This window comes from Mesorhizobium sp. CA5 (assembly GCF_020165105.1).
GTDB lineage: Bacteria > Pseudomonadota > Alphaproteobacteria > Rhizobiales > Rhizobiaceae > Mesorhizobium.
Genome location: NZ_JAIUHJ010000004.1, coordinates 13,602 through 34,380, shown reverse-complemented (window position 1 = coordinate 34,380; position 20,779 = coordinate 13,602). Strand labels below are relative to the sequence as shown.

The window sequence follows — 20,779 nt, the reverse complement described above, 5'->3', positions numbered from 1 at the left end:
AAGTGAGTGTTGCCAGAGGGCAGGTTTTCTCCTTCTCCCCTTGTGGGAGAAGGTGGCCGCGAAGCGGCCGGATGAGGGGTGTTCCAGGGGATGCCGACGTCTCACTCCGCTGGAACACCCCTCATCCGTCTCGGCGCTGCGCGCCGATCCACCTTCTCCCACAAAGGGAGAAGGAAAGGCCGCTTTAACCCAAAAACGCCTTCGCTTTCATCGTCTCGGGTACAGCCACGCCAAGCCGGCTCAGCACTGTCGGCGCGAGCTGCAGCTGGTCGAGCAGCGTGTCGGCCTCAGGCCCATTCGCAGGCCCCGAAATAATAGAGCGCGAAATCCTGCATCTCGTGGTCATGGCCGCCATGGTGGCCGCGGCCGGTCTGGCCATGGTCGGCCGTCACGATCACTTCATAGCCAGCCTGGCGCCATTGCGGCAGGAAGGCGGCGAGCATTCCGTCCATCGCGTAGCAGGCATGGTCCATCTCGTGGCAGTCATGGCCGAAGCGGTGACCCATCGAATCCAGCGTGCAGGTGTGCAGGATGCCGTAGTCGATGCGATGGCGTTTGGTCAGCATCGTCAGCGTCGCGAACAGGTCGACGTCGCTTGGCGTCATCTGATTCTTGAGATTGTAGCCGGTCATGGTGTGGAAGCGGCCATGCGTGATCGGCCCGCTTGGCTCGTCGAACTCCATGTCCTCGACAAGATCGAACGGATACGAACGGAAGAATTCCGACCAGTAGGAGTGGGTCACCGCGCCCGTCCTGCCGCCGGCCTTGCTCACTTCCGAAAAAATGTCCGGCTGCGTGACGCGAAAACGGTTCTCGTTGGAAAGGATGCCGTGCACCTGCGGCGTGACACCGGTGTGGATCGAGGCGTAACAGCAGGCGGAGGTCGACGGCAGCACCGAGCGCATCTTCCACACCTGCGCCTCGCCCGATTGCGCCCAGCCTTCGAGATTGCCCATCAGCCGGCGCCAGTTCCGGTAGGGCACGCCGTCGAGGATGATGAGCAGCAGTTTGGATTTGAGCGCCACGGCGGTTCCCATGCATCGAAAACAGAAGCGCCGCCTGTCGCACGGACACGCGGCGCTGCTTTGGATAGCTTGATATCAGGCGTTCAGCCAGCACTCGTTGAGCGCATAGCCGTCCATCATCTCGCCATTCGGGTTCTTCACCCAACCGCCGACCTTCTTGGTGTTGGCGGCGCCGCAATTCCGTGCGGAGGCCGCTTAACAGCTCTGCCGGAATTGCGTCAGTTGCCGGCGCTTTCCATGCGCCGTCCCTTGATGGCCTTCTCCAGCCAGCCGATCTCCATTTCGGGAACGGAGGACAACAGAAGGTCGGTGTAGGCGTCGAAGGGCGGCGTCAGCACCTTGCTTTTGGATCCGTAGCGCACCACCTCGCCGCGGTACATCACAGCGATCGAATCAGCGATCGACTTAACCGTCGCGAGGTCGTGGGTGATGAAGAGATAGGCCACCTTCTCGATCTGCTGCAAGTTGAGCAGCAGCTTGAGGATGCCGTGGGCGACCAGCGGATCGAGCGCCGAGGTCACCTCGTCGCAGATGATCAGCTTCGGCTTGGCGGCGAGCGAGCGGGCGATGCAGACGCGCTGCTTCTGGCCGCCGGAAAGCTCGGCCGGATAGCGGTCGACGAAGCCCTTGCCCATCTCGATCTCGTCGAGCAGCTCGGCGACGCGCTTGTCGCGCTCGCGGCCCTTCATGCCGAAATAGAACTCCAGCGGCCGGCCGATGATGGTGCCTACCGTCTGGCGCGGATTCATCGCCACGTCGGCCATCTGGTAGATCATCTGCAGCTGGCGAAGGTCCTCCTTCGGCCGGTCGGCGAGCCTGTTGGCAAGCGTGCGGCCGTCGAAGACAACGCTACCTTTCTCGGGCGGCAAGAGACCGGTGATGGCGCGCGCCAGCGTCGATTTGCCGGAACCGCTCTCGCCGACCACGGCCAGCGTCTGGCCCGGAAAGATGTCGACCGAAACGTTCTTCAGCACCTTGACGTGGCCGCCGCCATAGGCGGCCGTCACGTTCTTCACCGATAGCATCGGCGTCGTGCCCGGCTGCTGTTCCTGGTGTTCGATCTGATGCACCGAGACCAGGGCGTTGGTGTATTCCTGGCGCGGCTCCTTGATGATCTGGCGGGTGCCTCCCCATTCGACCAGCCGGCCGTGACGCAGCACCATGATCTCGTCGGACACCTGCGCCACGACGGCTAGATCGTGGGTGATGTAAAGGGCCGCGACATGGGTGTCGCGGATAGCATCCTTGATCGCTGACAGCACGTCGATCTGCGTCGTCACGTCGAGGGCCGTCGTCGGCTCGTCGAAGATGATCAGGTCCGGCTCGGAGCACAGCGCCATCGCCGTCATCACGCGCTGCAGCTGGCCGCCCGATACCTGGTGCGGGAAGCGTTGGCCGATCGTTTCGGGATTGGGCAGGCTGAGCTTCCTGAACAGGGCGACGGCGCGTTTCTCGGCCTCGGCGCGGGTCGCGGTGCCGTGCAGGAGCGTAGCCTCCACCACCTGGTCCATCAGCCGGTGCGCCGGATTGAAGGCCGCCGCAGCCGACTGGGCGACATAACAGACTTCGCGGCCGCGCAGCTTGCGCAGGCCTTCCTTGCCGCCTTTCAGTATGTCGCGGCCGTTGAGGATGACCTCGCCGCCGGTAATCCGAACGCCGCCGCGGCCATAGCCCATCGACGACAGGCCGATGGTCGACTTGCCGGCGCCGGACTCGCCGATCAGCCCAAGCACCTTGCCCTTCTCCAGCGTCAGCGAAACGTCGTGGACAAGCGTGATGGTCCTCGGTGCTTCGCCCGGCGGATAGACCGTCGCTTCAATGCGCAGATTGCGGATGTCGAGGAGAGGGCCGGACTTTGCTTTGCCGTCAACCATCAGCCGCGTCCTCCCTTCAGGCTCGTCGTGCGATTGAGCACCCAGTCGGCGACGAGATTGACCGAGATCGCAAGTGCCGCGATCGCCGCCGCCGGGATGAGCGCCGCCGGAATGCCGAACACGATGCCGTCCTTATTCTCCTTCACCATGCCGCCCCAGTCGGCATCCGGCGGCTGCACGCCGAGGCCGAGGAAGGACAACGTCGACAGGAACAGCACGGCATAGATGAAGCGCAGGCCTAGTTCCGAGACCAGCGGCGACAGCGCATTGGGAAGGATCTCGCGGAAGATGATCCAGCCGCTGCCTTCGCCGCGCAGCTTCGCTGCCTCGACATAGTCCATGACGTTGATGTCGACGGCGACCGCGCGCGACAGTCGGTAGACGCGGGTCGAATCGAGGATGCCCATGACCAGGATCAGCGTCACCAGGTTCGACGGCAGCACCGAAAGCACGACGAGGCCCATGATCAGCGTCGGGATCGACATGAGGAGGTCGACGAGCCGCGACAGGATCGTGTCGTACCAGCCGCCGAATACCGCCGCCGAAAAGCCGAGAATGGCGCCGAGCGAGAACGACAGCGCCGTCGCCAGCACCGCGATGAACAGCGTGATGCGGGCGCCGTAGATCATGCGCGACAACAGATCGCGGCCGAGATTGTCGGTGCCCAGCCAGTGCGCGGCCGACATCGGCTCCCACACGTCGCCGATGATCTCGGCGTTGCCGTGCGGCGCGATCAAGGGCGCGAAGATTGCCGCCAGCACGAACAGCGCGGTCAGCACCAGGCCGGCCAGCGATGGCAGGGGGATGCGTCTGATATCGAGCATATCGGCCGCCCCCTATTTCGGATGCCTGAGTCGCGGATTGGCGACGATCGCCGCAATGTCTGCGATGATGTTGAGGGTGATGTAGACGGCGGCGAAGATCAAGCCGACCGCCTGCACGACCGGCACGTCGCGCTTCGTGACGTGGTCGACCAGATATTGCCCCATGCCTGGATAGACAAAGATCACCTCGACCACGACGACGCCGACCACCAGATAGGCAAGGTTGAGCATGACGACGTTGATGATCGGCGCGATCGCGTTCGGGAAGGCATGCTTGCGGATAACGGCAGCGGCCGACAGCCCCTTGAGTTCCGCCGTCTCGACATAGGCCGACTGCATGACGTTGAGGATCGCCGCGCGCGTCATGCGCATCATATGGGCCAGCACCACCAGAGTCAGCGCTGCCGCAGGCAACGCGATGGCCTGCAGGCGCTCACCCAAAGACATTCCGTCATAGACGGTCGAGATGGCCGGGAACCATTGGTGCTGGACCGCGAAGTAGAAGACGAGCAGATAACCGATGAAGAACTCCGGGAAGGAGGTCGAGGCAAGCGCCACGCCGGAGATCAGCTTGTCGACCCAGCCATTGCGGTAGCGCACCGCGATCAACCCAAGCGTGATCGCCAGCGGGATAGCCACGATGGCCGCCCAGAAGGCCAGGAACAGCGTATTCCACAGCCGTTCCTTGATCGAAGTCGCGATGTCCTGGCCGCTCGACATGGCGGTGCCGAGATCGCCGGTCAGCACGCCGCCCAGCCAGTGGAAGTAACGGATATAGGCAGGCTGGTTGAGCCCGAGCTGCTCGCGCAGATTGGCCAGCGACTCCGGGGTCGCCGATTGTCCAAGGATGGCTTGCGCGACGTCGCCGGGCAGGATCTGCGTACCGGCGAAGATCAGGACCGAAACGGCCAGCAGAAGGAGGATGCCCAGCGCAATGCGCTGGGCCACCAGTTTCACGATGGGTGAGGACATCTCCGCAAGGCCGTGCTCAGGCTTCGAGCCAGCACTTCGCCAGCGCGTAGCCGTTGCAAAGCTCCTGATGCGGATCCTCCACCCAGCCCGCCACCTTGGGGCCTGTTGCGTCGATGAACTGATTGAACATCGGCAGAATCAGGCCGCCTTCGTCGCGCACCATGACGGCCATGTCGTGGTAGATCGCCTTGCGCTTGGCCTCGTCGAGTTCGGCGCGCGCGGCCAGCACCATCTTGTCGAAGTCCGGGCGCTTGAAACGCGTGTCGTTCCAATCGGCGGTCGACAGATAGGCGGTCGAGTACATCTGGTCCTGGGTCGAGCGACCGCCCCAATAGGAGGCGCAGAAGGGCTGCTTGTTCCAGACTTCGTTCCAATAGCCGTCGCCGGGCTCGCGCTTGAGCTCGATCTTGATGCCGGCCTTGGCGGCGCTCTGCTGGAAAAGCTGGGATGCATCGACAGCGCCCGGGAAGGCGACGTCCGAGGTCCTAAGCAGCACAGGGCCGTCATGGCCGGACTTCTTGTAGTGGAATTTGGCCTTGTCCGGATCGTACTTGCGCTGCTCGATCTCGGTGAATAGCGGGTAGGAGGCGTTGATCGGGAAATCGTTGCCGAGCGAGCCGTAGCCGCGCAGCACTTTTTTCAACATCTCCTCGCGGTCGATCGCCAGCTTCAACGCCATCCTGAGATCATTGTTGTCGAACGGCGCCGTGTTGCAATGCATGATGAACACGTAGTGGCCCGGCCCGGAGTGATTGCGGATGGTGACGCCAGGCACGCGCTTGATCAGATCGACGATCTTCGGCTCGACGCGGTTGATCATGTTGACCTGGCCGCCCTGCAGGGCCGCCGTGCGCGCTGTCGCATCGTTGATGACGATGATTTCGATCTGGTCGGCGTGGCCCATCTTGTCGCCCTGCCAGTAATTGGCGAAGCGTTCGCCGCCATGGCGCACGCCGGGCTCATTGACCTTGACCTTGTACGGACCGGCGCCGATGCCCGCATCGGCCTTGTCCTTGCCGCCGTTCGGCTGCACGATCAGGTGATAGTCGCTGAGGAGGTAGGGGAGGTCGGCGTTGGGCTCCTTCAGCGTCAGCACCACTTCCTTGCCGTTGACCTTGATGGTGTCGATGCCCTTCATGTAGCCCAGCGCGCCGGACTTGGACTTCTCGTCCGAATGACGCTCGAGCGTGGCCGCGACGTCTTCTGCGGTAACCGTCTTGCCGTTGTGGAATTCGATGCCGTCGCGGATTTTCAGCGTCCAGACCTTGGCGTCGTCCGAAGAGCCGATCTCCTCGGCGATGCGGTTCTCCAGCTTGCCGTCGGGCGAGAGCTCCACGATCAATTCGCCCCACATTTTGCCGAAGGCGAAGGGCACCTGGGTCATGAACAGGGCCGGATCGAGGCTGTTGGTGGATTCTCCGCCGACCAGGCCGGCCTTCAGCGTGCCGCCCTTGACCGGGCCGGCAGCGCGCACGGCGCTGGAGAGCAGCGAGTTGGCAAAGGTAGCGGTAACGCCGAGCGCGGCAGCGCGACCGAGAAAATCGCGACGGCTAAGTTTTCCGGCCGCGACTCGCCGGCTGAGATAGTCGAGTTCGTTGGACATAATGGTTCCTCACTCTGGGTATCCGACCTTATGGTCGTTTCTTGCTATTGGAGGAGATAATGACCGTAAGGGAAAGCGGCAGGCAAGACCGAATGCGACATACAGTGGCGTAAATCGTACGTCGCATTTGGACCAATCTTGCTTCGGCTCAAACCATGGAGCGGGGAATCGTCTGCTCGAAGTCGCGTTCGAAGACCAGCTTTTCGCTCTCATAGGCTTCGATTCTGGCGCTGACGATGAAGTTTGCGTCGTCCGATCGCATCTCGGCAAAAGTCTCGGTCCGCACCGACCATTCATTGCGCGACAAGGTCTGTGTCCAATGCGTGGCTCCTGTGGCCGACAGCGGGTCGTCGGGATGGATCGTCCATATCTCGCGCACGACGCTGCCATTGGCCAGCCCATGGTCGATGTCGCGCACCTCGCCGAAATCGTCGATTATGGAAAGCCTAACCAGCCCGGTCTTCTCGTCGCGATCGACTTGGCGTTCGGAATTCGCCTGCCTGATCGTCTCGGTCGCCCACGGCGTCGCGCCTTCCGGCTCAGGGAATGAAACCTCATCCCCTCTTGCCAGCGGACGCCGCGGCAGCTTCAGCGTCGCCTTGACGAGATCCAGCCGTACCGGTTCCGGTGAGGGCCAGATCATCGGCCAGTAAGCGGTCGAAACGGCGATGCGCAATTTGTGGCCGGCCGGCACACGATAGGCGCATTGGTCGAGCACGACGCGCGCCGAAACCGTCTCTCCGGGAACCAACGGTTCGGGAAATTCATGCGAGTTGCGGTGGGTCAGATTGAGCACGCCATAGGAGATCAGCTCCGAGGCGCCGTCCGGATGCACGTCGCAGAGCCGCACCGCGATATTGGCCTGGGGCCGATCGGAAGCGACCCGGACCTCGAGCTCCGGCGCCCCGACTATGTCGATCGCTTCGCCGAGCTCGGGTTGATCGAAACAAGCCGACAGCGCGTCGTCGGGGCGTTGGTCGCCCGGCAGTTCCGGCCCGAAGGTGAAGGGAAAATATTCGCCGCCGGCAAGTCCGCAGGTCTGCGGCGACGCGACGATCGCGGGCTTGGCGCCGTCGGGGATGAGCTCGATCGTCTCAAGCTTGATGTTGGCCGACGGCCAGGTCTGCTCGGCCACCCAGCGGCCCGGCCGCTCGGGATGCCAGCGCGCCGGGCGCACGCTGTCCATCACATAGGCGCGGTAGGCCGGATCGGCCTCGACGCCGGTTTCAGCGCCCTTCAGCCAGCGGTCCCACCAGCGCAGCGCTTCCTGCAGGAAGCCGATCGCCGGCTTGGGCCCGGCGTAATGCGGGTATTTGTGGATCCATGGACCGACGATACCTTTGACCGGTGACTCGATGTTGGTGACGAGATTGGAGATCGTGTTGCGGTAGCCGTCATGCCAGCCACCGATCGACAGCACGGCCGCTTTCACCGCCGAAAAATCCTCGCAGATCGAGCCGCGTTTCCAATAGGCGTCGCGATGCTGGTGGCTGAGCCAGAGCGGGAGGAGAAAAGACTGGTTCTCCAGCCGGTTAAGCCACAAATCCCGCCAGCGGTTGCCGCCGGCAATCGCCGGATCCGGAGGCCGCGACGAATAGGACAGCATCGTCGAGGCCCAGCCGAAATTTTCCAGGAGCAGGCAGCCGCCCTTGTAATGGATGTCGTCGGCATAGCGGTCGACCGTCGAGCACAGGCTGATCACCGCCTTCAGCGCCGGCGGCTGCTTCGCCGCCACCTGCAGGCAGTTGAAGCCGCCCCAGGAAATGCCCATCATGCCGACATTGCCGTTGCACCAGGGCTGCGCGGCCGCCCAGGCGATGACGTCGCAGGCGTCCTGCAATTCCTGCTCGGAATATTCGTCGTCCATCAGCCCTTCGGAATCACCATTGCCGCGCATGTCGACGCGGATCGAGGCGTAGCCGTGCCCGGCGAAATAGGGATGGGTGAGCTGATCGCGAAAGATGGTGCCGTCGCGCTTGCGGTAGGGCAGGTGCTCAAGGATCGCCGGCACCGGATCGTCAGTCGCGTCCTCCGGCATCCAGACGCGCGCCGACAGCCGGCAGCCATCCGGCATGACGATGCCCATATCGGGAAATTCGACGACTTTGCGGGGGAATTCGGTGACGGTTTTCATGGGGCGCATAACGCTACGCAGCGTGGCGACTTTCAATCGCCAATCGCGACTGGAGCATCAAAAAATGCGACCTGGGTCGTTAGCGCAATTCGTCGAGCAATTCGGGATGTTTCTCGAGCAGCGTCATCAACTGAATGGTCGGCCCACTCGGCTCGATGAGGCCTCTTTCATATTTGTCAAAAGCATTCTCTCCGACCTTGAACAGGGAACCCGCCTCGCGCTGCGACAGCTTTAGCTTTGCGCGCATGCGCCGGATAGTTTCTGGCGCCGGCACGCCGTCGATCTTTTCCTTGAGAATGCGCAGAGCGGCATCGACAGCAATCATGTCATCCCCGATATGCACGCTCTCACCATCCGAAGCTGGATAATAGCCGGGCAGGTCGACCGTCATGCTCTCGCCCTTGTAGGTCACGGCGAATGGACGAACCCCGCGCGTCAGCGTCTCTCCTGTTTCCGGGGAGGTCATCGTTTCAGGCCTCTCTTTTTTTGCCATGGCTATTTCTCCTTGAATGCCACAACCGTGAATTCAGTCACGACATCCGCCTGAAATTTCACATAGAGGATCAGGTCGCGCGCTGGGACATGGTAAACATCTTGCCAGACCCGATGATCCGCGAACGTTGTCATCGATTTTACGAACATCTTTGGTGTCATGGTGCCAATCACCTCGACGACACTCGTGCGATCGAAGCCGAGACCAATGGCATCGCGCAGCGCTGATATCGTGATTGCCAGCGTATCGGCAGACCCAAACGTCGTCTTGATCGCATCAAGATCGTAAGTCGGTCTGCGCTTCTCCATACTTCAATATGCCACCATAAAGGTGGCAAATCAAGATTCGAAAATTGCTCAGTTCAGCGGAATGTCGTTGTCGGCCTTGCTTGCCTGATAGGCCTCCGACAGCTCGTCATAGCGCGCCGAAATCCTGCCGATCCGAGCCTCCAGCCGCTTGCGCTCAGCGTCGGGCAAAGCCCTGACCAGCCTGCGTATGGAAAAGCTCTTCCAATAGGCGTTCTCGGCGTTGTAGCCGCCGGGGTCAAGGGTGAAGACCTCCTTCAGAATCCTGAGATCGTGCGGGATGGCAAAACTGTCGCGCGAATCCTCATGGCTGAAGAGATAGTAGAAATTGTCGAAACCGGTCCAGGTGATCGCCGACAGGCAGAGCGAGCAGGGCTCGTGCGTGGCGACGAACAGCGCATCCTTGGTGTCGACGCGCTCGGCCTTGGGCATCTCGTAGAAGCGCTTCAGGCAGTGCACCTCGCCATGCCAGAGCGGATTTTCCATCTCGTTGTTGGTCTCGGCCAGCACCAGCGAGCGGTCGTCTTTCCGCAGGATCGCGGCGCCGAACAGCTTGTTGCCATGGGCAACGCCTTGCGCCGTCTTCGGCACGATGTCGTGCTCGATCACATCGAGCAGGCGGTCGATCAGCGAAATGTCGGTCATGGGAATCGCGAGCTTTCAGGGAAGGTGGATCTCGTAAGGATGCGAGAAATGGAACTCTTCGAGATTGGAGCCGTCGCCGCCGCGGTCGAGGATGAGGAAATCCTGTTCCTCGCCGATCGGCGTCAGCACGCCGTGCCAGAGGTTGCGGCGGTAGTTGATGCCTTGTCCGGGGCCGGCGAGAAAGGCATGCGGCTCACCCGGACCGTCCTTGGTGTCATGGCAGACGACCACCAGGAACGGCCGCGGCGACAGCGGGATGAAGGCCTGGCTGCCGAGCGGATGACGCTCGACCATGGTGAGCTTGAGCGGCATCTCATAGGGCGTGCCGCGCACCATCGAGATCAGCACGCGCGCATTCGGGCCTGCGGCCTCGGCGGTGGCGAGGTCGTGATAACGCATCGCCTTGCCGCCATTGATCGGGTAGCGGTTGTCGCCGCCCATGTCGATGACGTCGCCGAAGGGCGCGAAGTTCTCGCGGGTCAGCGGTCGGGCGACGATGCGGCTCACCGTGCCTTGCCCCCAAGATAGCCGGCAAGCCTGGCGTGCCTGTTGACGTCCTTGTAGAGCAGGTAGCGGAAATTGCCGGGGCCGCCGGCATAGCAGGCCTGTGGGCAGAAGGCGCGCAGCCACATGAAATCGCCGGCTTCGACCTCGACCCAGTCCTGGTTGAGGCGGTAGACCGCCTTGCCTTCCAGCACATAGAGCCCATGCTCCATGACATGGGTTTCGGCGAAGGGGATAACCGCACCCGGCTTCAGCGTCACGATGGTGACATGCATGTCGTGGCGCATGTCGGCCGGGTCGACGAAGCGGGTCGTTGCCCAGCGCCCTTCCGTGCCTGGCATCGGGCTTGGCGCAACGTCCTGATCGCTCGAGAAGAAGGCTTCCGGCGCGTCGAGGCCGTCGACAGCCTCATAGACCTTGCGAATCCAGTGGAAGCGAACGGCGCTGCCGCTCTCGTTGCGCACCGTCCAGCCGCTCGACGGCGGCAGGAAGGCAAAGCCGCCGGGGGCAAGCACATTTTTTTTGCCGGCAAGCGAAACGGTGAGCTCGCCCTCGACGACGAACAGCACACCCTCGGCGCCAGCGTCGAGTTCGGGCCGGCGGCTGCCGCCCCCAGGCAGAACTTCGACGATGTATTGCGAGAACGTCTCGGCGAAGCCCGAGAGCGGCCTTGCGATGATCCAGGCCCGCGTCTCGTCCCAGAACGGCAGTGGGCTGGTGACGATGTCCTTCATCACGCCCCTGGGGATGACTGCATAGGCCTCGGTGAAGACGGCGCGGCCGGTCAGAAGCTCGTTCTGGCCGGGATGGCCGCCATGCGGGGCGTAATAGGTTCGCTCGGCAGTCTTGATCATATCCATGAGGATCCCTGGCGTTATTGCGGGAGCATGTCTTTCAGGCGAAGCAGTGCGATGCGCTCGACCTGTTTGCAGGCGGTTTCCAACTCGGTGCCGCGGCTGTTGCCGATCCGCGCCTCGAACTCCGCCAGGATTTCGTCCTTGGTCTTGCCCTTGACCGCGATGATGAAGGGGAAGCCGAAGGTGGTGACATAGGCGGCGTTGAGTTTCGAGAACAGCTCGCGCTCCTTGTCGGTCAACGCGTCGAGCCCGGCGGAGGCCTGCTCCTTGGCCGACTCGGGCGTCAGCCGCTTGGCCGCCGCCAGCTTGCCTGCGAGGTCCGGATGAGCGTTGAGGATGGAAAGCCGTTGGGCTTCCGTTGCCGCGCGGAAGACGCGGCAGAGCGCATTGTGCAGGCCGCCCGCGCTGTCATGCGCGGGCCCGAGTTCCAGTTCGTAGGCGCGCTCGGCGATCCAGGGCGAATGCTCGAACACTCCGCCGAAGGCATGCACGAATTCCTCGAACCCCATCCGCGACGGCCGCAGCGCCGGTGCCTCGTAGGGGTGCGTCTCGCGCCAGTGTTTGGCGATGTCGATGCGCCGTGTCAGCCACACCTTGTCATGCGATTTCACATAGTCGACGAAGCGCTTCAGCGCCGCGACCCGTCCGGGACGGCCGACCAGCCGGCAATGCAGGCCGATATTCATCATGCGCGGCCTGCCCGCCTTGCCCTCGGCATAGAGCGTATCGAAACTGTCCTTCAGATAGGCGAAGAACTGGTCGCCGGAGTTGAAGCCCTGCGGCGTCGCGAAGCGCATGTCATTGGCGTCGAGCGTGTAGGGGATGATGAGCTGCGGCTTCTCCAGCCCGTCGCGATCGAACCAGTAGGGCAGTTCGTCGTCATAGGTATCGGAGACGTAGTCGAAGCCGCCTTCCTCGGCGACGAGCCGTACCGTGTTGACCGAAGTGCGGCCGGTGTACCAGCCGGTCGGCCGCGCGCCGGTCACCTCGTAATGCAGCTTGATCGTCTCTTCGAGATCGCGCCGCTCGTCCTCGGCCGAGTGGTCGCGGTAGTCGATCCATTTCAGCCCGTGCGAGGCGATTTCCCAGCCGGCCTCCTGCATCGCCGCGACCTGGTCGGGCGAGCGCGCCAGCGCCGTGGCGACGCCATAGCAAGTCACCGGCACTTGCGCTTCGGTGAACAGCCGGTGGAGCCGCCAGAAGCCGGCCCGCGCCCCGTATTCATAGATCGATTCCATGTTCCAATGGCGTTGGCCAACCCAGGGCGCCGCGCCGACGATTTCGGACAGGAAGGCTTCCGAAGCCTTGTCGCCATGCAGCACGCAGTTCTCGCCGCCCTCTTCATAGTTGACGACGAACTGCACCGCGACATGCGCGCCGCCAGGCCATTTCGGATCCGGCGGATTTGCCCCGTAACCGCGCATGTCCCGATCGTAACGCATTGCCGCTCCTGCCCGATGGTCGAGATGAAGATATCGAAAGGAGTGCGCATGCATTCCCCCGAAAATTTTTGAAAGTGCTTTTTGCCACGCTCCGCTCGACCGGGGCTTATGCATAGCCTTTAATTGGCGCACAATTGACCTGAAACTGAACCGGGATGGGAGGCGGCCAGTGGCAGAGACGTCGAAAGCCGATGGCGGGCGCCTGACGACCCATGTGCTCGACACCGCGGCCGGCCGGCCTGCAAAGGGCCTGTCGATCGGCCTTTTTCGCATCGAGGGCCAGGGCCGCACGCACCTCAAGACCGTCGCCACCAACGATGACGGGCGCTGCGACGCGCCGCTGCTTGCCGGCGCCGATTTCCGCACCGGCGAATATGAACTGGTCTTCGCCGCCGGCGACTATCTGCGCGGCCAGGGGATCGACCTGCCGCAACCTGCTTTCCTCGACATCGTGCCGATCCGCTTCGGCATGGCGGAAGCACGGCACTATCACGTCCCGCTCTTGATTTCGCCTTACGGCTACTCGACCTATCGGGGGAGCTGAGACATGGCTGAGACCCGCAACGAAATACGCTTCATCCTGAACGGCAGCGACGTGGCGCTGAAAGACGTCGCGCCCGATGCGACCTTGCTCGACTGGCTGCGGCTCAACCGCTCGCTGCGCGGCACCAAGGAAGGCTGCGCCGAGGGCGATTGCGGCGCCTGCACGGTGCTGGTCGGCAAGCTCTCCACCGAAGGTCTCGTCTATGAAAGCGTCAATGCCTGCATCCGCTTCGTGGGCTCGCTCGACGGCACCCATGTCGTCACCGTGGAGCATCTGCGCGGCGACGGTGAAAAACTGCATCCGGTGCAGCAGGCGATGGTCGATTTCCACGGCTCGCAATGCGGCTTCTGCACGCCGGGCTTCATTATGTCGCTCTACGGACTGTGGATGAAGACGCCCGACCCGTCCAACGCGGCGATCGAAAAGGCTCTGCAGGGCAATCTGTGCCGCTGCACCGGCTATGAGGCGATCATGCGCGCCGCGCACGCCATTTCGAGCTACGGCAGGGCGGCTAAGGATCCGCTGGCCGTGGAGCGCGACGACATCACCGCGCGGCTGAAGGCACTGCGCGATGGCGCCAGGGTCGAGATCGGGTCGGGCAAGGCGCGGCTGATCGTGCCGGCCAGCGTCGACGATTTCGCAGCCTTCCTCGAGAAGGAACCGGGCGCCACCATCGTCGCCGGCTCGACCGATGTCGGCCTGTGGGTCACCAAGCATATGCGCGACATCTCGCCGGCGATCTTCATCGGCGGCCTCGACGGCTTGCGTACGACCTCGGAAAAAGACGGCGTCATCACCATCGGCGCCGGCGTGACCTACACCGAAGCCTTCGAGACGCTGTCGAAGCGTGTCCCGGCATTGGGGCCGCTCGTCGACCGCATCGGCGGCGAGCAGGTGCGCAACATGGGCACCATCGGCGGCAACATCGCCAACGGCTCGCCGATCGGCGACATGCCGCCGCCATTGATCGCGCTCGGCGCGCAGCTCACGCTGCGCAAGGGCGAGGCCCGCCGCGCCATACCGCTCGAAACCTTCTTCATCGCCTATGGCAAGCAGGACCGTCAGCCCGGCGAATTCGTCGAATCCGTGCATGTGCCGGTGCCGGCAAAGGACACGAAGTTTGCCGTCTATAAGGTCACCAAGCGCCGCGACGAGGATATCACCGCGACGCTCGGGGCATTCAACCTGACCTTGGCCAAGGATGGCGCGGTAGCCGACATCCGCATCGCCTATGGCGGCATGGCGGCGACGCCGAAGCGCGCCGCGGCAGTCGAAAAGGCGCTTATTGGCAAAACCTGGAGTGAAGCGACAGTGGAGGCCGCGATGGCGCAATACGCCAGCGACTTCACGCCGCTGACCGACATGCGCGCGACCGCCGAATACCGGGCGCTGGCGGCAAAGAACCTTCTGCTGCGCTTCTATATCGAGACGACCGGAACGAAAGCGCCGTTCCAGGTCTCGCGCAACGAGGCCGCCTGATGAACAAGCACGCCACTCCCAATCTCAAGGCGGAAAAGATCGCAGGCGGTGTCGCCACCGACCAGCGGCACGATTCCGCGCACAAGCATGTCAGCGGCGCCGCCGTCTATATCGACGACATGCCGGAGCCTGCCGGCACGCTGCATATTGGCCTCGGCCTGTCGAAGATCGCGCACGGCACGCTGAAAAGCGTCGACCTGTCGGCCGTGCGTTCGGCGCCGGGCGTGGTCGATGTGCTGACCTATGCCGACGTGCCCGGCGAGAACGATGTTTCGCCGAGCAACATGCATGACGATCCGGTGCTCGCCGAGGGCAAGATTGAGTTTTACGGCCAGCCGATCTTCGCCGTGGTTGCCGAGACGCGTGAGGAAGCGCGCCGCGCGGCGCGTTTCGCAAAAATCGAGTATGACGAGCTTCCGGCCGTCATCGACATCTGGAACCTCGACCCGGTCAACGACAAGCAGGTCACCACGCCGTTGATCCTGAAGCGCGGCGATGCCGCCGCGGCGATTGCCGCCGCTCCGCGCCGCATCAAGAACCGCATGTGGCTCGGCGGCCAGGATCATTTCTATCTCGAAGGCCAGGTCTCGCTGGCGATCCCCGGCGAGGACGACGAGGTCGTCGTCTATTGCTCGACGCAGGGTCCGAGCGAGACGCAGCATCTGGTTGCCCATGCGCTCGGCGTGCCGAGCCATGCGGTGACAGTCGAAGTGCGCCGCATGGGCGGCGGCTTCGGCGGCAAGGAGACGCAGGCCAATCAGTGCGCGGCCATCGCGGCCATCGCCGCCAAGAAGCTGAAGCGCGCGGTGAAAATCCGGCTCGACCGCGACGAGGACATGACCGCCACCGGCAAGCGGCACGACTTCGCCATCGACTACGAGGTCGGCTTCGACGACGAGGGTAATATCCTGGGCGTCGACTTCACCTATGCGTTGCGCTGCGGGTTCTCCGCCGACCTCTCCGGTCCGGTCGGCGACCGCGCGCTGTTCCACTGCGACAATGCCTATTTCTATCCTGCGGTGCATGCGAAATCGGCGCCGCTCTACACCAACACCGTCTCCAACACCGCCTTCCGCGGCTTTGGCGGCCCGCAAGGCATGGTCGGCGCGGAGCGCGTCATCGACGAGGTTGCCTTCGCCGTCGGCAAGGACTCGCTCGAGATCCGCAAATTGAATTTCTACGATCCGATGGAGGCGATCGGCGAGCGCAGCGTCACGCCCTATCATCAGAAGGTCGAGGACTGCATCATCCAGCGCATCGTGGCCGAGCTGGAGGAAAGCGCGAACTATGCGCGGCGACGCCGCGAGATCAGCGCCTTCAACAACAACAGCCGCTTCATCAAGCGTGGTCTGGCGCTGACGCCGGTAAAGTTCGGCATCTCCTTCACCAAGACGGAAGCCAACCAGGCCGGCGCGCTGGTGCATGTCTATGCCGACGGCTCCGTCCATATGAACCATGGCGGCACCGAGATGGGCCAGGGCCTGCACCTCAAGGTGGCGCAGGTCGTGGCCGAGGAGTTCCAGATCGATCTTGACCGGGTCAAGATCACCGCCACCACCACCGCCAAGGTGCCGAACACCTCGCCGACGGCCGCGTCGTCCGGCGCCGACCTCAACGGCATGGCGGCGCAGGACGCCGCCCGCCAGATCCGCAAGCGGCTGACCGATTTCGCCGCCGACAAGTATCAGGTGCCGCACGATCAGGTCGTGTTCCTGCCCAACCGGGTGCGCATCGGCAACCAGGAAGTGGCGTTCAACGATCTGGTCAAGCAGGCCTATATCAATCGCATCCAGCTCTCGGCGGCCGGTTTCTACAAGACGCCGAAGATCCATTGGGACCGCAGCAAGGGCCGCGGCCATGCCTTCTACTATTACGCCTATGGCGCGGCCTGCTCGGAAGTCTCGGTCGACACGCTGACTGGCGAATATGTCGTCGAGCGCACCGATATCCTGCATGACGCCGGCCGTTCGCTGAACCGGGCTATCGACCTCGGCCAGGTCGAGGGCGGCTTCATCCAGGGCATGGGCTGGCTGACGACGGAGGAGCTGTGGTGGGACGACAGCGGCCGGCTGCGTACGCATGCGCCGTCGACTTACAAGATTCCGCTCGCGTCCGACCGTCCGAAGATATTCAACGTTAAGCTGACCGACTGGTCGTCTGCCTATGAACCGACCATCCACCGCTCCAAGGCTGTAGGCGAGCCGCCGCTGCCGCACGGCATGTCGGTGCTGCATGCGCTGTCGGACGCGGTGGCCAGCGTCGCGGATCACAAGATCTGTCCGCGCCTCGACGCGCCGGCGACGCCCGAACGGGTGCTGATGGCGATCGAGAGGTTGAAGCGGGAAGCCGCGAAGCCGGCTTAAAACGTGCAATTCGGGCCGAAAAACCCTATATTTCCCAAGTGGAAATGCAGACGATGAACTCGAAAGCGCAACAGCTGAAGGAATTCCTCGGCCGGGTCGGCCAGGCTGCGTTGGTTGAAGTGGCGGCGACGAAGGGTTCGACGCCGCGCGAAGCCGGTGCCTTCATGCTTGTCTCGGCATCGTCGATTTTCGGCACCATCGGCGGCGGTCAGCTCGAATACATGGCGATCGACAAGGCGCGGCAGGTATTGAATGCAGGGCAGCGGTCGCGATCTCCGGCCGGTGAAGCCCGTACCGAGGTCGATGAGATCTGCGCAACGCTTGACGTTCCGCTCGGGCCGGAGATCGGCCAATGCTGCGGCGGCCGCGTGAAGGTGTCGATCCGCCTCGTCGATGCTTCGCTGGAGCAGCAGCTGATCGCCAACGCTGAATCGGAAGAGGCGCGTCTGCCGCATGTCTATCTGTTCGGCGGCGGCCATGTCGGTCGGGCATTGGCAGCTTCGCTGGCGCTGCTGCCGATCCATGTCTTCGTCGTCGAGACCCGCGCCGAGGCGCTGGAAGGCATGCCGGAAACGGTGGAGACGCGGCTGACATCGTTGCCCGAAGCCGTGGTGCGCGAGGCGCCGGCGGGATCGGCCTTCGCGATCCTGACCCATGATCATGCGCTGGATTTCTTGATCGTCGCCGAGGCGCTGAAGCGCGACGACAGCGCCTATGTCGGCATGATCGGCTCGAAGACCAAGAAGGCGACCTTCAGGAACTGGTTCCTGAAATCCGCCGAGGGCAGCGAAGCGCAGTTCGCCCGGCTCATCTCACCGATCGGCGGCAATGCGGTGAAGGACAAGCGCCCGCCGGTGATTGCAGCGCTCGCCGCCGCAGAGATCATGACGGCGCTGGTGTCGCACGGCGCCCAGCCGGCTGCTTCGGCCGCGCCCGAAAAGACGATGGCGGGCTAACCTGCCGGCCATGTTGTGAAAGCCGGGAAGCGCCTGGCTATTCTTTTTCCTGCGTGTGCGCCTCGAGGAACCACAGCAATTTGTCGAGCGAGCGCGAATAGGCGGTGAAGATGTCCGCCGTATCGCGATCGCCGGCGTCGTCGGCCTCGTCGATTGCTTCGCGGGTCAGCTTGGCGGCCGTGGCATAGCGGTCGATCAACGCCGCCAGATGATCCTTGGTCTTGTGGATGTCGGTCGGATAAGGCCTCAGCTTGGTCGCCTTCGACACTTCCTGCGAGGTGCCGTGCGCGGTGCCGCCGAGCTGCACGGCGCGCTCGGCGATGATGTCGACATGGCCGTCGATCTCCTCGCGGAATTCGTCCAGCATCTCGTGGATGGCGATGAATTGCGGGCCCTTGACGTTCCAATGCGCCTGCTTGGTGATCAGCGCCAGGTCGATGGCGTCGGCAAGCCTGGCGTTGAGCAGATCGATCGATTCCTTCTTGGCATCGGATTTGAGGTCGTTCTTGGTGACGATGGCGTCCATGGTCGGCTCCTGTCCCGCTGCGTCGCATGATGAAAGCTGAAGGCGGCCCGAACGACCGCCAACCGTCAGAACGGTGATGACCAGAATTTCGTTCCGCGTTGGATCGAGGGGCACCATCCCCGATTGCAGGTGTGACTGGCGCTCACCGCTGCTTGCTGCTTTCCTCATTTCCCAAAGCGGCGCGAAACGTGTTTGTTGCGCCTCACGGATAACGGGGTCAGGAACATGGACATATTGAAGATCGCCGCATTTTCGGACGGGAACACCGGCGGCAATCCCGCCGGCGTGGTGATTGGCGAGACGCTGCCCGACGTCGCCGACATGCAGCGTGTCGCGGCGGATGTCGGTTTCTCGGAAACCGCCTTCGCGGCGCCCGAGGGCGACGTCTGGCGCGTGCGCTATTTTTCGCCGGAGTCGGAAGTGCCGTTCTGCGGCCATGCCACGATCGCGCTCGGCGCGGCGCTGGTCGGAAAGTTCGGCGACGGCATCTTCAGGCTGATTCTCAACCAGGCGGACATCACCGTCGAAGGCTTTCGCGATGGCGCCAACTTTGCCGCCGCCTTGCAGTCGCCACCGACGCGCAGCAAGGCCGCATCCTCGGAACTGGTCGGCGAAGCGCTCGCCTTGCTTGGCTATCAGCCGGGCGATCTCGATCCCGCCATTCCACCGGCGCTCATCCATGGCGGCGCCGATCATCTCGTGCTGGCGCTGAAGTCGCGCGCGGCGTTGGCCGCCATGGCCTATGACTTGAAGCAGGGCCAGTCCTTCATGCGGCGCGAAGGCCTGGTCACCATCCTGCTCGCCCATGCCGAGACACCGCGCCTCTTTCACACGCGCAATCCCTTCGCGTCCGGCGGCGTCTACGAGGATCCTGCGACGGGCGCTGCGACCGCTGCCTTTGCCGGCTATCTGCGTGATCTCGGCTGGCCGCATGGCGGCGCCATCGACATCGTCCAAGGCGAGGATATGGGTATGCGCTCGCGCCTTCATGCCGATATTCCACCGGCCCCCGGCAGCTCGATCAGGGTGTCCGGCACGGCCAGGCTAATGGACTGATCCGAGGCCATTCCAGGAAAAAGTGCGCCGCGGCTAGGCCCGGCGCCTTTCGCCGTAGCCTTCCGTCCGGAATGGCGACGCCACCGGCCGTTACTTCCCGGCCAGGAGGTCCTTGATCAGCCGCTGGCAGCGCTCGGCCATGAAGTCGAGCAGCAGCCGCACCTTCGGATCCTGCAGCTTCTTGTGCGGATAGACGGCGGCGAACTGCACCGGCGTCGGTGGCGCCTGGGGCAGGATCACCTTCAGCCGCCGGTCGCGGATGAACGGCTCGACCTCGAAACGCGGCTTGTTGATGATGCCGCGCCCCGATAGTGCCCAGCCGGTCAGAACGTCGCCGTCGTCGGTGTCATAGGGACCGTGCACCTCGAATTTCTGAGGTCCGTTCGGCGTCTGCAGCGTCCAGACATATTCGCGCGCGCCGGCATAGCGCAGCATCAGGCAGTCGTGCTTTTTACCGATCAGCTCCTGCGCCTCGGTCGGCTCGCCGCGCGCTTCCAGGTATTTCGGCGCCGCCACCAGCACGCGCTCGCATTCCATGATGCCGCGCATCCTGAGGCTCGAATCCTCGATGATGCCGAGCCGGAAGGCGACGTCGATGCCTTCCTTCATGATATCGACATTATGGTCGGAGAGCCGAAGCCTCACCTCGATATCGGGATATTTGTCGTGGAAGTCCGGAATGCCTGACGCGATCAGCCTCCGGCCGAGGCCGAGCGGCGCCGTGACCCTGATGGTCCCGCGTGGCTGGCCGGAGAGCGCGGCGACCGCCGCTTCCGCCTCGGTGATCGCGTCCAGCACCTGCTTGGCGCCGGTGTAGAACACGGTGCCATGCTCGGTCGGCATCAACTGCCTTGTCGTACGGTTGAACAGCCGCACCCCAAGATGTTTCTCCAGTTCCTTGATGCGGTTGGAGGCGACCGCCGGCGAAATGCGCATGTCGCGCCCCGCCGCCGAAAGATTGCCGAGCTCGACGACACGAACGAAGACAGCGATGTTGTCGAGATAGGCCATGTGTGGCTCTCAAGCGGCTGCGCGAAGGTGTGTGGAGATTCAGCTGATGCCGGCCTGCAAACGCCGGGTTCCTGCGCTTCCGGTGCTCACGTACTTCAACTACGCTCCGCCCCGGTTCTCGAAACGCGCCGTTTTCGGCTCGGCCTGACCTGAATCCTCACACACC

At 63.5% G+C, this 20,779-nt stretch carries 18 protein-coding genes and 1 pseudogene; 5 read left to right on the top strand and 14 right to left on the bottom strand.

What is annotated here, in order from left to right; translation table 11 throughout:
* Positions 1-184 precede the first annotated feature (184 nt).
* From LB529_RS06810 to puuE, 12 genes and pseudogenes are all read right to left on the bottom strand, one after another.
* Positions 185-1,025, bottom strand: a pseudogene (locus LB529_RS06810) (alkaline phosphatase family protein).
* A 218-nt stretch (positions 1,026-1,243) separates the two neighbouring features.
* Positions 1,244-2,899, bottom strand: coding sequence for an ABC transporter ATP-binding protein (locus tag LB529_RS06805; protein ID WP_224710617.1), 1,656 nt, complete (start codon positions 2,897-2,899; stop codon positions 1,244-1,246).
* Complete coding sequence (locus tag LB529_RS06800) at positions 2,899-3,723, bottom strand: ABC transporter permease (RefSeq protein WP_095769416.1); 825 nt, start codon at positions 3,721-3,723, stop codon at positions 2,899-2,901. Before LB529_RS06800 ends, LB529_RS06805 begins: the two co-directional genes overlap by 1 nt.
* Before the next feature lie 12 nt (positions 3,724-3,735).
* Positions 3,736-4,695, bottom strand: coding sequence for an ABC transporter permease (locus LB529_RS06795; RefSeq protein ID WP_224532595.1), 960 nt, complete (start codon positions 4,693-4,695; stop codon positions 3,736-3,738).
* 16 nt (positions 4,696-4,711) lie between these two features.
* Positions 4,712-6,298, bottom strand: a complete 1,587-nt coding sequence (locus tag LB529_RS06790) for an ABC transporter substrate-binding protein (RefSeq protein ID WP_095769414.1) — start codon at positions 6,296-6,298, stop codon at positions 4,712-4,714.
* 148 nt (positions 6,299-6,446) lie between these two features.
* On the bottom strand, positions 6,447-8,432 hold the full coding sequence (locus tag LB529_RS06785) for a CocE/NonD family hydrolase (protein ID WP_224710616.1): 1,986 nt from the start codon (positions 8,430-8,432) through the stop codon (positions 6,447-6,449).
* Positions 8,433-8,511: 79 nt separating this feature from the next.
* On the bottom strand, positions 8,512-8,925 hold the full coding sequence (locus tag LB529_RS06780) for a type II toxin-antitoxin system MqsA family antitoxin (protein ID WP_224710615.1): 414 nt from the start codon (positions 8,923-8,925) through the stop codon (positions 8,512-8,514).
* Positions 8,926-8,927: 2 nt separating this feature from the next.
* Positions 8,928-9,233, bottom strand: a complete 306-nt coding sequence (locus tag LB529_RS06775) for a type II toxin-antitoxin system MqsR family toxin (RefSeq protein ID WP_224532598.1) — start codon at positions 9,231-9,233, stop codon at positions 8,928-8,930.
* 48 nt (positions 9,234-9,281) lie between these two features.
* Positions 9,282-9,875: a nucleoside deaminase gene (locus LB529_RS06770; RefSeq protein ID WP_224610201.1), complete on the bottom strand. Its 594-nt coding sequence runs from the start codon at positions 9,873-9,875 to the stop codon at positions 9,282-9,284.
* Between the two features lie 15 nt (positions 9,876-9,890).
* Entirely contained in the window at positions 9,891-10,382 is a 492-nt protein-coding gene (locus LB529_RS06765; RefSeq protein ID WP_224710614.1) for an ureidoglycolate lyase, read from the bottom strand.
* Entirely contained in the window at positions 10,379-11,239 is an 861-nt protein-coding gene (locus LB529_RS06760; RefSeq protein ID WP_224710613.1) for a bifunctional allantoicase/(S)-ureidoglycine aminohydrolase, read from the bottom strand. The genes LB529_RS06765 and LB529_RS06760 overlap by 4 nt, the downstream gene beginning before the upstream one ends.
* Positions 11,240-11,253: 14 nt before the next feature.
* Positions 11,254-12,678 (bottom strand): allantoinase PuuE, encoded by a 1,425-nt coding sequence (puuE, locus tag LB529_RS06755; protein ID WP_224710612.1) that lies wholly within the window; start codon positions 12,676-12,678, stop codon positions 11,254-11,256.
* Positions 12,679-12,847: 169 nt separating this feature from the next.
* On the opposite strand from puuE, the gene uraH reads away from it, so the two are divergent.
* Genes uraH through xdhC form a run of 4 tightly spaced genes read left to right on the top strand, consistent with a single transcriptional unit; the run spans position 12,848 to position 18,020 of the window.
* Positions 12,848-13,222 (top strand): hydroxyisourate hydrolase, encoded by a 375-nt coding sequence (uraH, locus tag LB529_RS06750; RefSeq protein ID WP_224532603.1) that lies wholly within the window; start codon positions 12,848-12,850, stop codon positions 13,220-13,222.
* 3 nt (positions 13,223-13,225) lie between these two features.
* Positions 13,226-14,701 (top strand): xanthine dehydrogenase small subunit, encoded by a 1,476-nt coding sequence (xdhA, locus tag LB529_RS06745; RefSeq protein WP_224710611.1) that lies wholly within the window; start codon positions 13,226-13,228, stop codon positions 14,699-14,701.
* Positions 14,701-17,064, top strand: coding sequence for a xanthine dehydrogenase molybdopterin binding subunit (gene xdhB / locus LB529_RS06740; RefSeq protein WP_224710610.1), 2,364 nt, complete (start codon positions 14,701-14,703; stop codon positions 17,062-17,064). The genes xdhA and xdhB overlap by 1 nt, the downstream gene beginning before the upstream one ends.
* Positions 17,065-17,117: 53 nt before the next feature.
* On the top strand, positions 17,118-18,020 hold the full coding sequence (gene xdhC, locus LB529_RS06735) for a xanthine dehydrogenase accessory protein XdhC (protein WP_224710609.1): 903 nt from the start codon (positions 17,118-17,120) through the stop codon (positions 18,018-18,020).
* Between the two features lie 37 nt (positions 18,021-18,057).
* Here xdhC and dps read toward each other — a convergent pair whose 3' ends face one another.
* Entirely contained in the window at positions 18,058-18,546 is a 489-nt protein-coding gene (gene dps, locus LB529_RS06730; protein ID WP_140628686.1) for a DNA starvation/stationary phase protection protein Dps, read from the bottom strand.
* A gap of 225 nt (positions 18,547-18,771) precedes the next feature.
* Here dps and LB529_RS06725 point away from each other — a divergent pair, with 225 nt between their 5' ends.
* Entirely contained in the window at positions 18,772-19,602 is an 831-nt protein-coding gene (locus LB529_RS06725) for a PhzF family phenazine biosynthesis protein (protein ID WP_224638065.1), read from the top strand.
* Positions 19,603-19,692: 90 nt separating this feature from the next.
* Here the strand turns inward: LB529_RS06725 and LB529_RS06720 are convergent, their stop codons facing one another.
* Positions 19,693-20,613 (bottom strand): LysR family transcriptional regulator, encoded by a 921-nt coding sequence (locus LB529_RS06720; protein WP_140844725.1) that lies wholly within the window; start codon positions 20,611-20,613, stop codon positions 19,693-19,695.
* Positions 20,614-20,779 lie beyond the last annotated feature (166 nt).

What these genes read in the sequence shown, in the direction of transcription:
- LB529_RS06805 (WP_224710617.1), bottom strand. Translation starts at nt 2,899, where the DNA reads ATGGTTGACGGCAAAGCAAAGTCCGGCCCTCTCCTCGACATCCGCAAT.
- LB529_RS06800 (WP_095769416.1), bottom strand. Translation starts at nt 3,723, where the DNA reads ATGCTCGATATCAGACGCATCCCCCTGCCATCGCTGGCCGGCCTGGTG.
- LB529_RS06795 (WP_224532595.1), bottom strand. Translation starts at nt 4,695, where the DNA reads ATGTCCTCACCCATCGTGAAACTGGTGGCCCAGCGCATTGCGCTGGGC.
- LB529_RS06790 (WP_095769414.1), bottom strand. Translation starts at nt 6,298, where the DNA reads ATGTCCAACGAACTCGACTATCTCAGCCGGCGAGTCGCGGCCGGAAAA.
- LB529_RS06785 (WP_224710616.1), bottom strand. Translation starts at nt 8,432, where the DNA reads ATGAAAACCGTCACCGAATTCCCCCGCAAAGTCGTCGAATTTCCCGAT.
- LB529_RS06780 (WP_224710615.1), bottom strand. Translation starts at nt 8,925, where the DNA reads ATGGCAAAAAAAGAGAGGCCTGAAACGATGACCTCCCCGGAAACAGGA.
- LB529_RS06775 (WP_224532598.1), bottom strand. Translation starts at nt 9,233, where the DNA reads ATGGAGAAGCGCAGACCGACTTACGATCTTGATGCGATCAAGACGACG.
- LB529_RS06770 (WP_224610201.1), bottom strand. Translation starts at nt 9,875, where the DNA reads ATGACCGACATTTCGCTGATCGACCGCCTGCTCGATGTGATCGAGCAC.
- LB529_RS06760 (WP_224710613.1), bottom strand. Translation starts at nt 11,239, where the DNA reads ATGGATATGATCAAGACTGCCGAGCGAACCTATTACGCCCCGCATGGC.
- puuE (WP_224710612.1), bottom strand. Translation starts at nt 12,678, where the DNA reads ATGCGTTACGATCGGGACATGCGCGGTTACGGGGCAAATCCGCCGGAT.
- xdhA (WP_224710611.1), top strand. Translation starts at nt 13,226, where the DNA reads ATGGCTGAGACCCGCAACGAAATACGCTTCATCCTGAACGGCAGCGAC.
- xdhB (WP_224710610.1), top strand. Translation starts at nt 14,701, where the DNA reads ATGAACAAGCACGCCACTCCCAATCTCAAGGCGGAAAAGATCGCAGGC.
- xdhC (WP_224710609.1), top strand. Translation starts at nt 17,118, where the DNA reads ATGAACTCGAAAGCGCAACAGCTGAAGGAATTCCTCGGCCGGGTCGGC.
- dps (WP_140628686.1), bottom strand. Translation starts at nt 18,546, where the DNA reads ATGGACGCCATCGTCACCAAGAACGACCTCAAATCCGATGCCAAGAAG.
- LB529_RS06725 (WP_224638065.1), top strand. Translation starts at nt 18,772, where the DNA reads ATGGACATATTGAAGATCGCCGCATTTTCGGACGGGAACACCGGCGGC.
- LB529_RS06720 (WP_140844725.1), bottom strand. Translation starts at nt 20,613, where the DNA reads ATGGCCTATCTCGACAACATCGCTGTCTTCGTTCGTGTCGTCGAGCTC.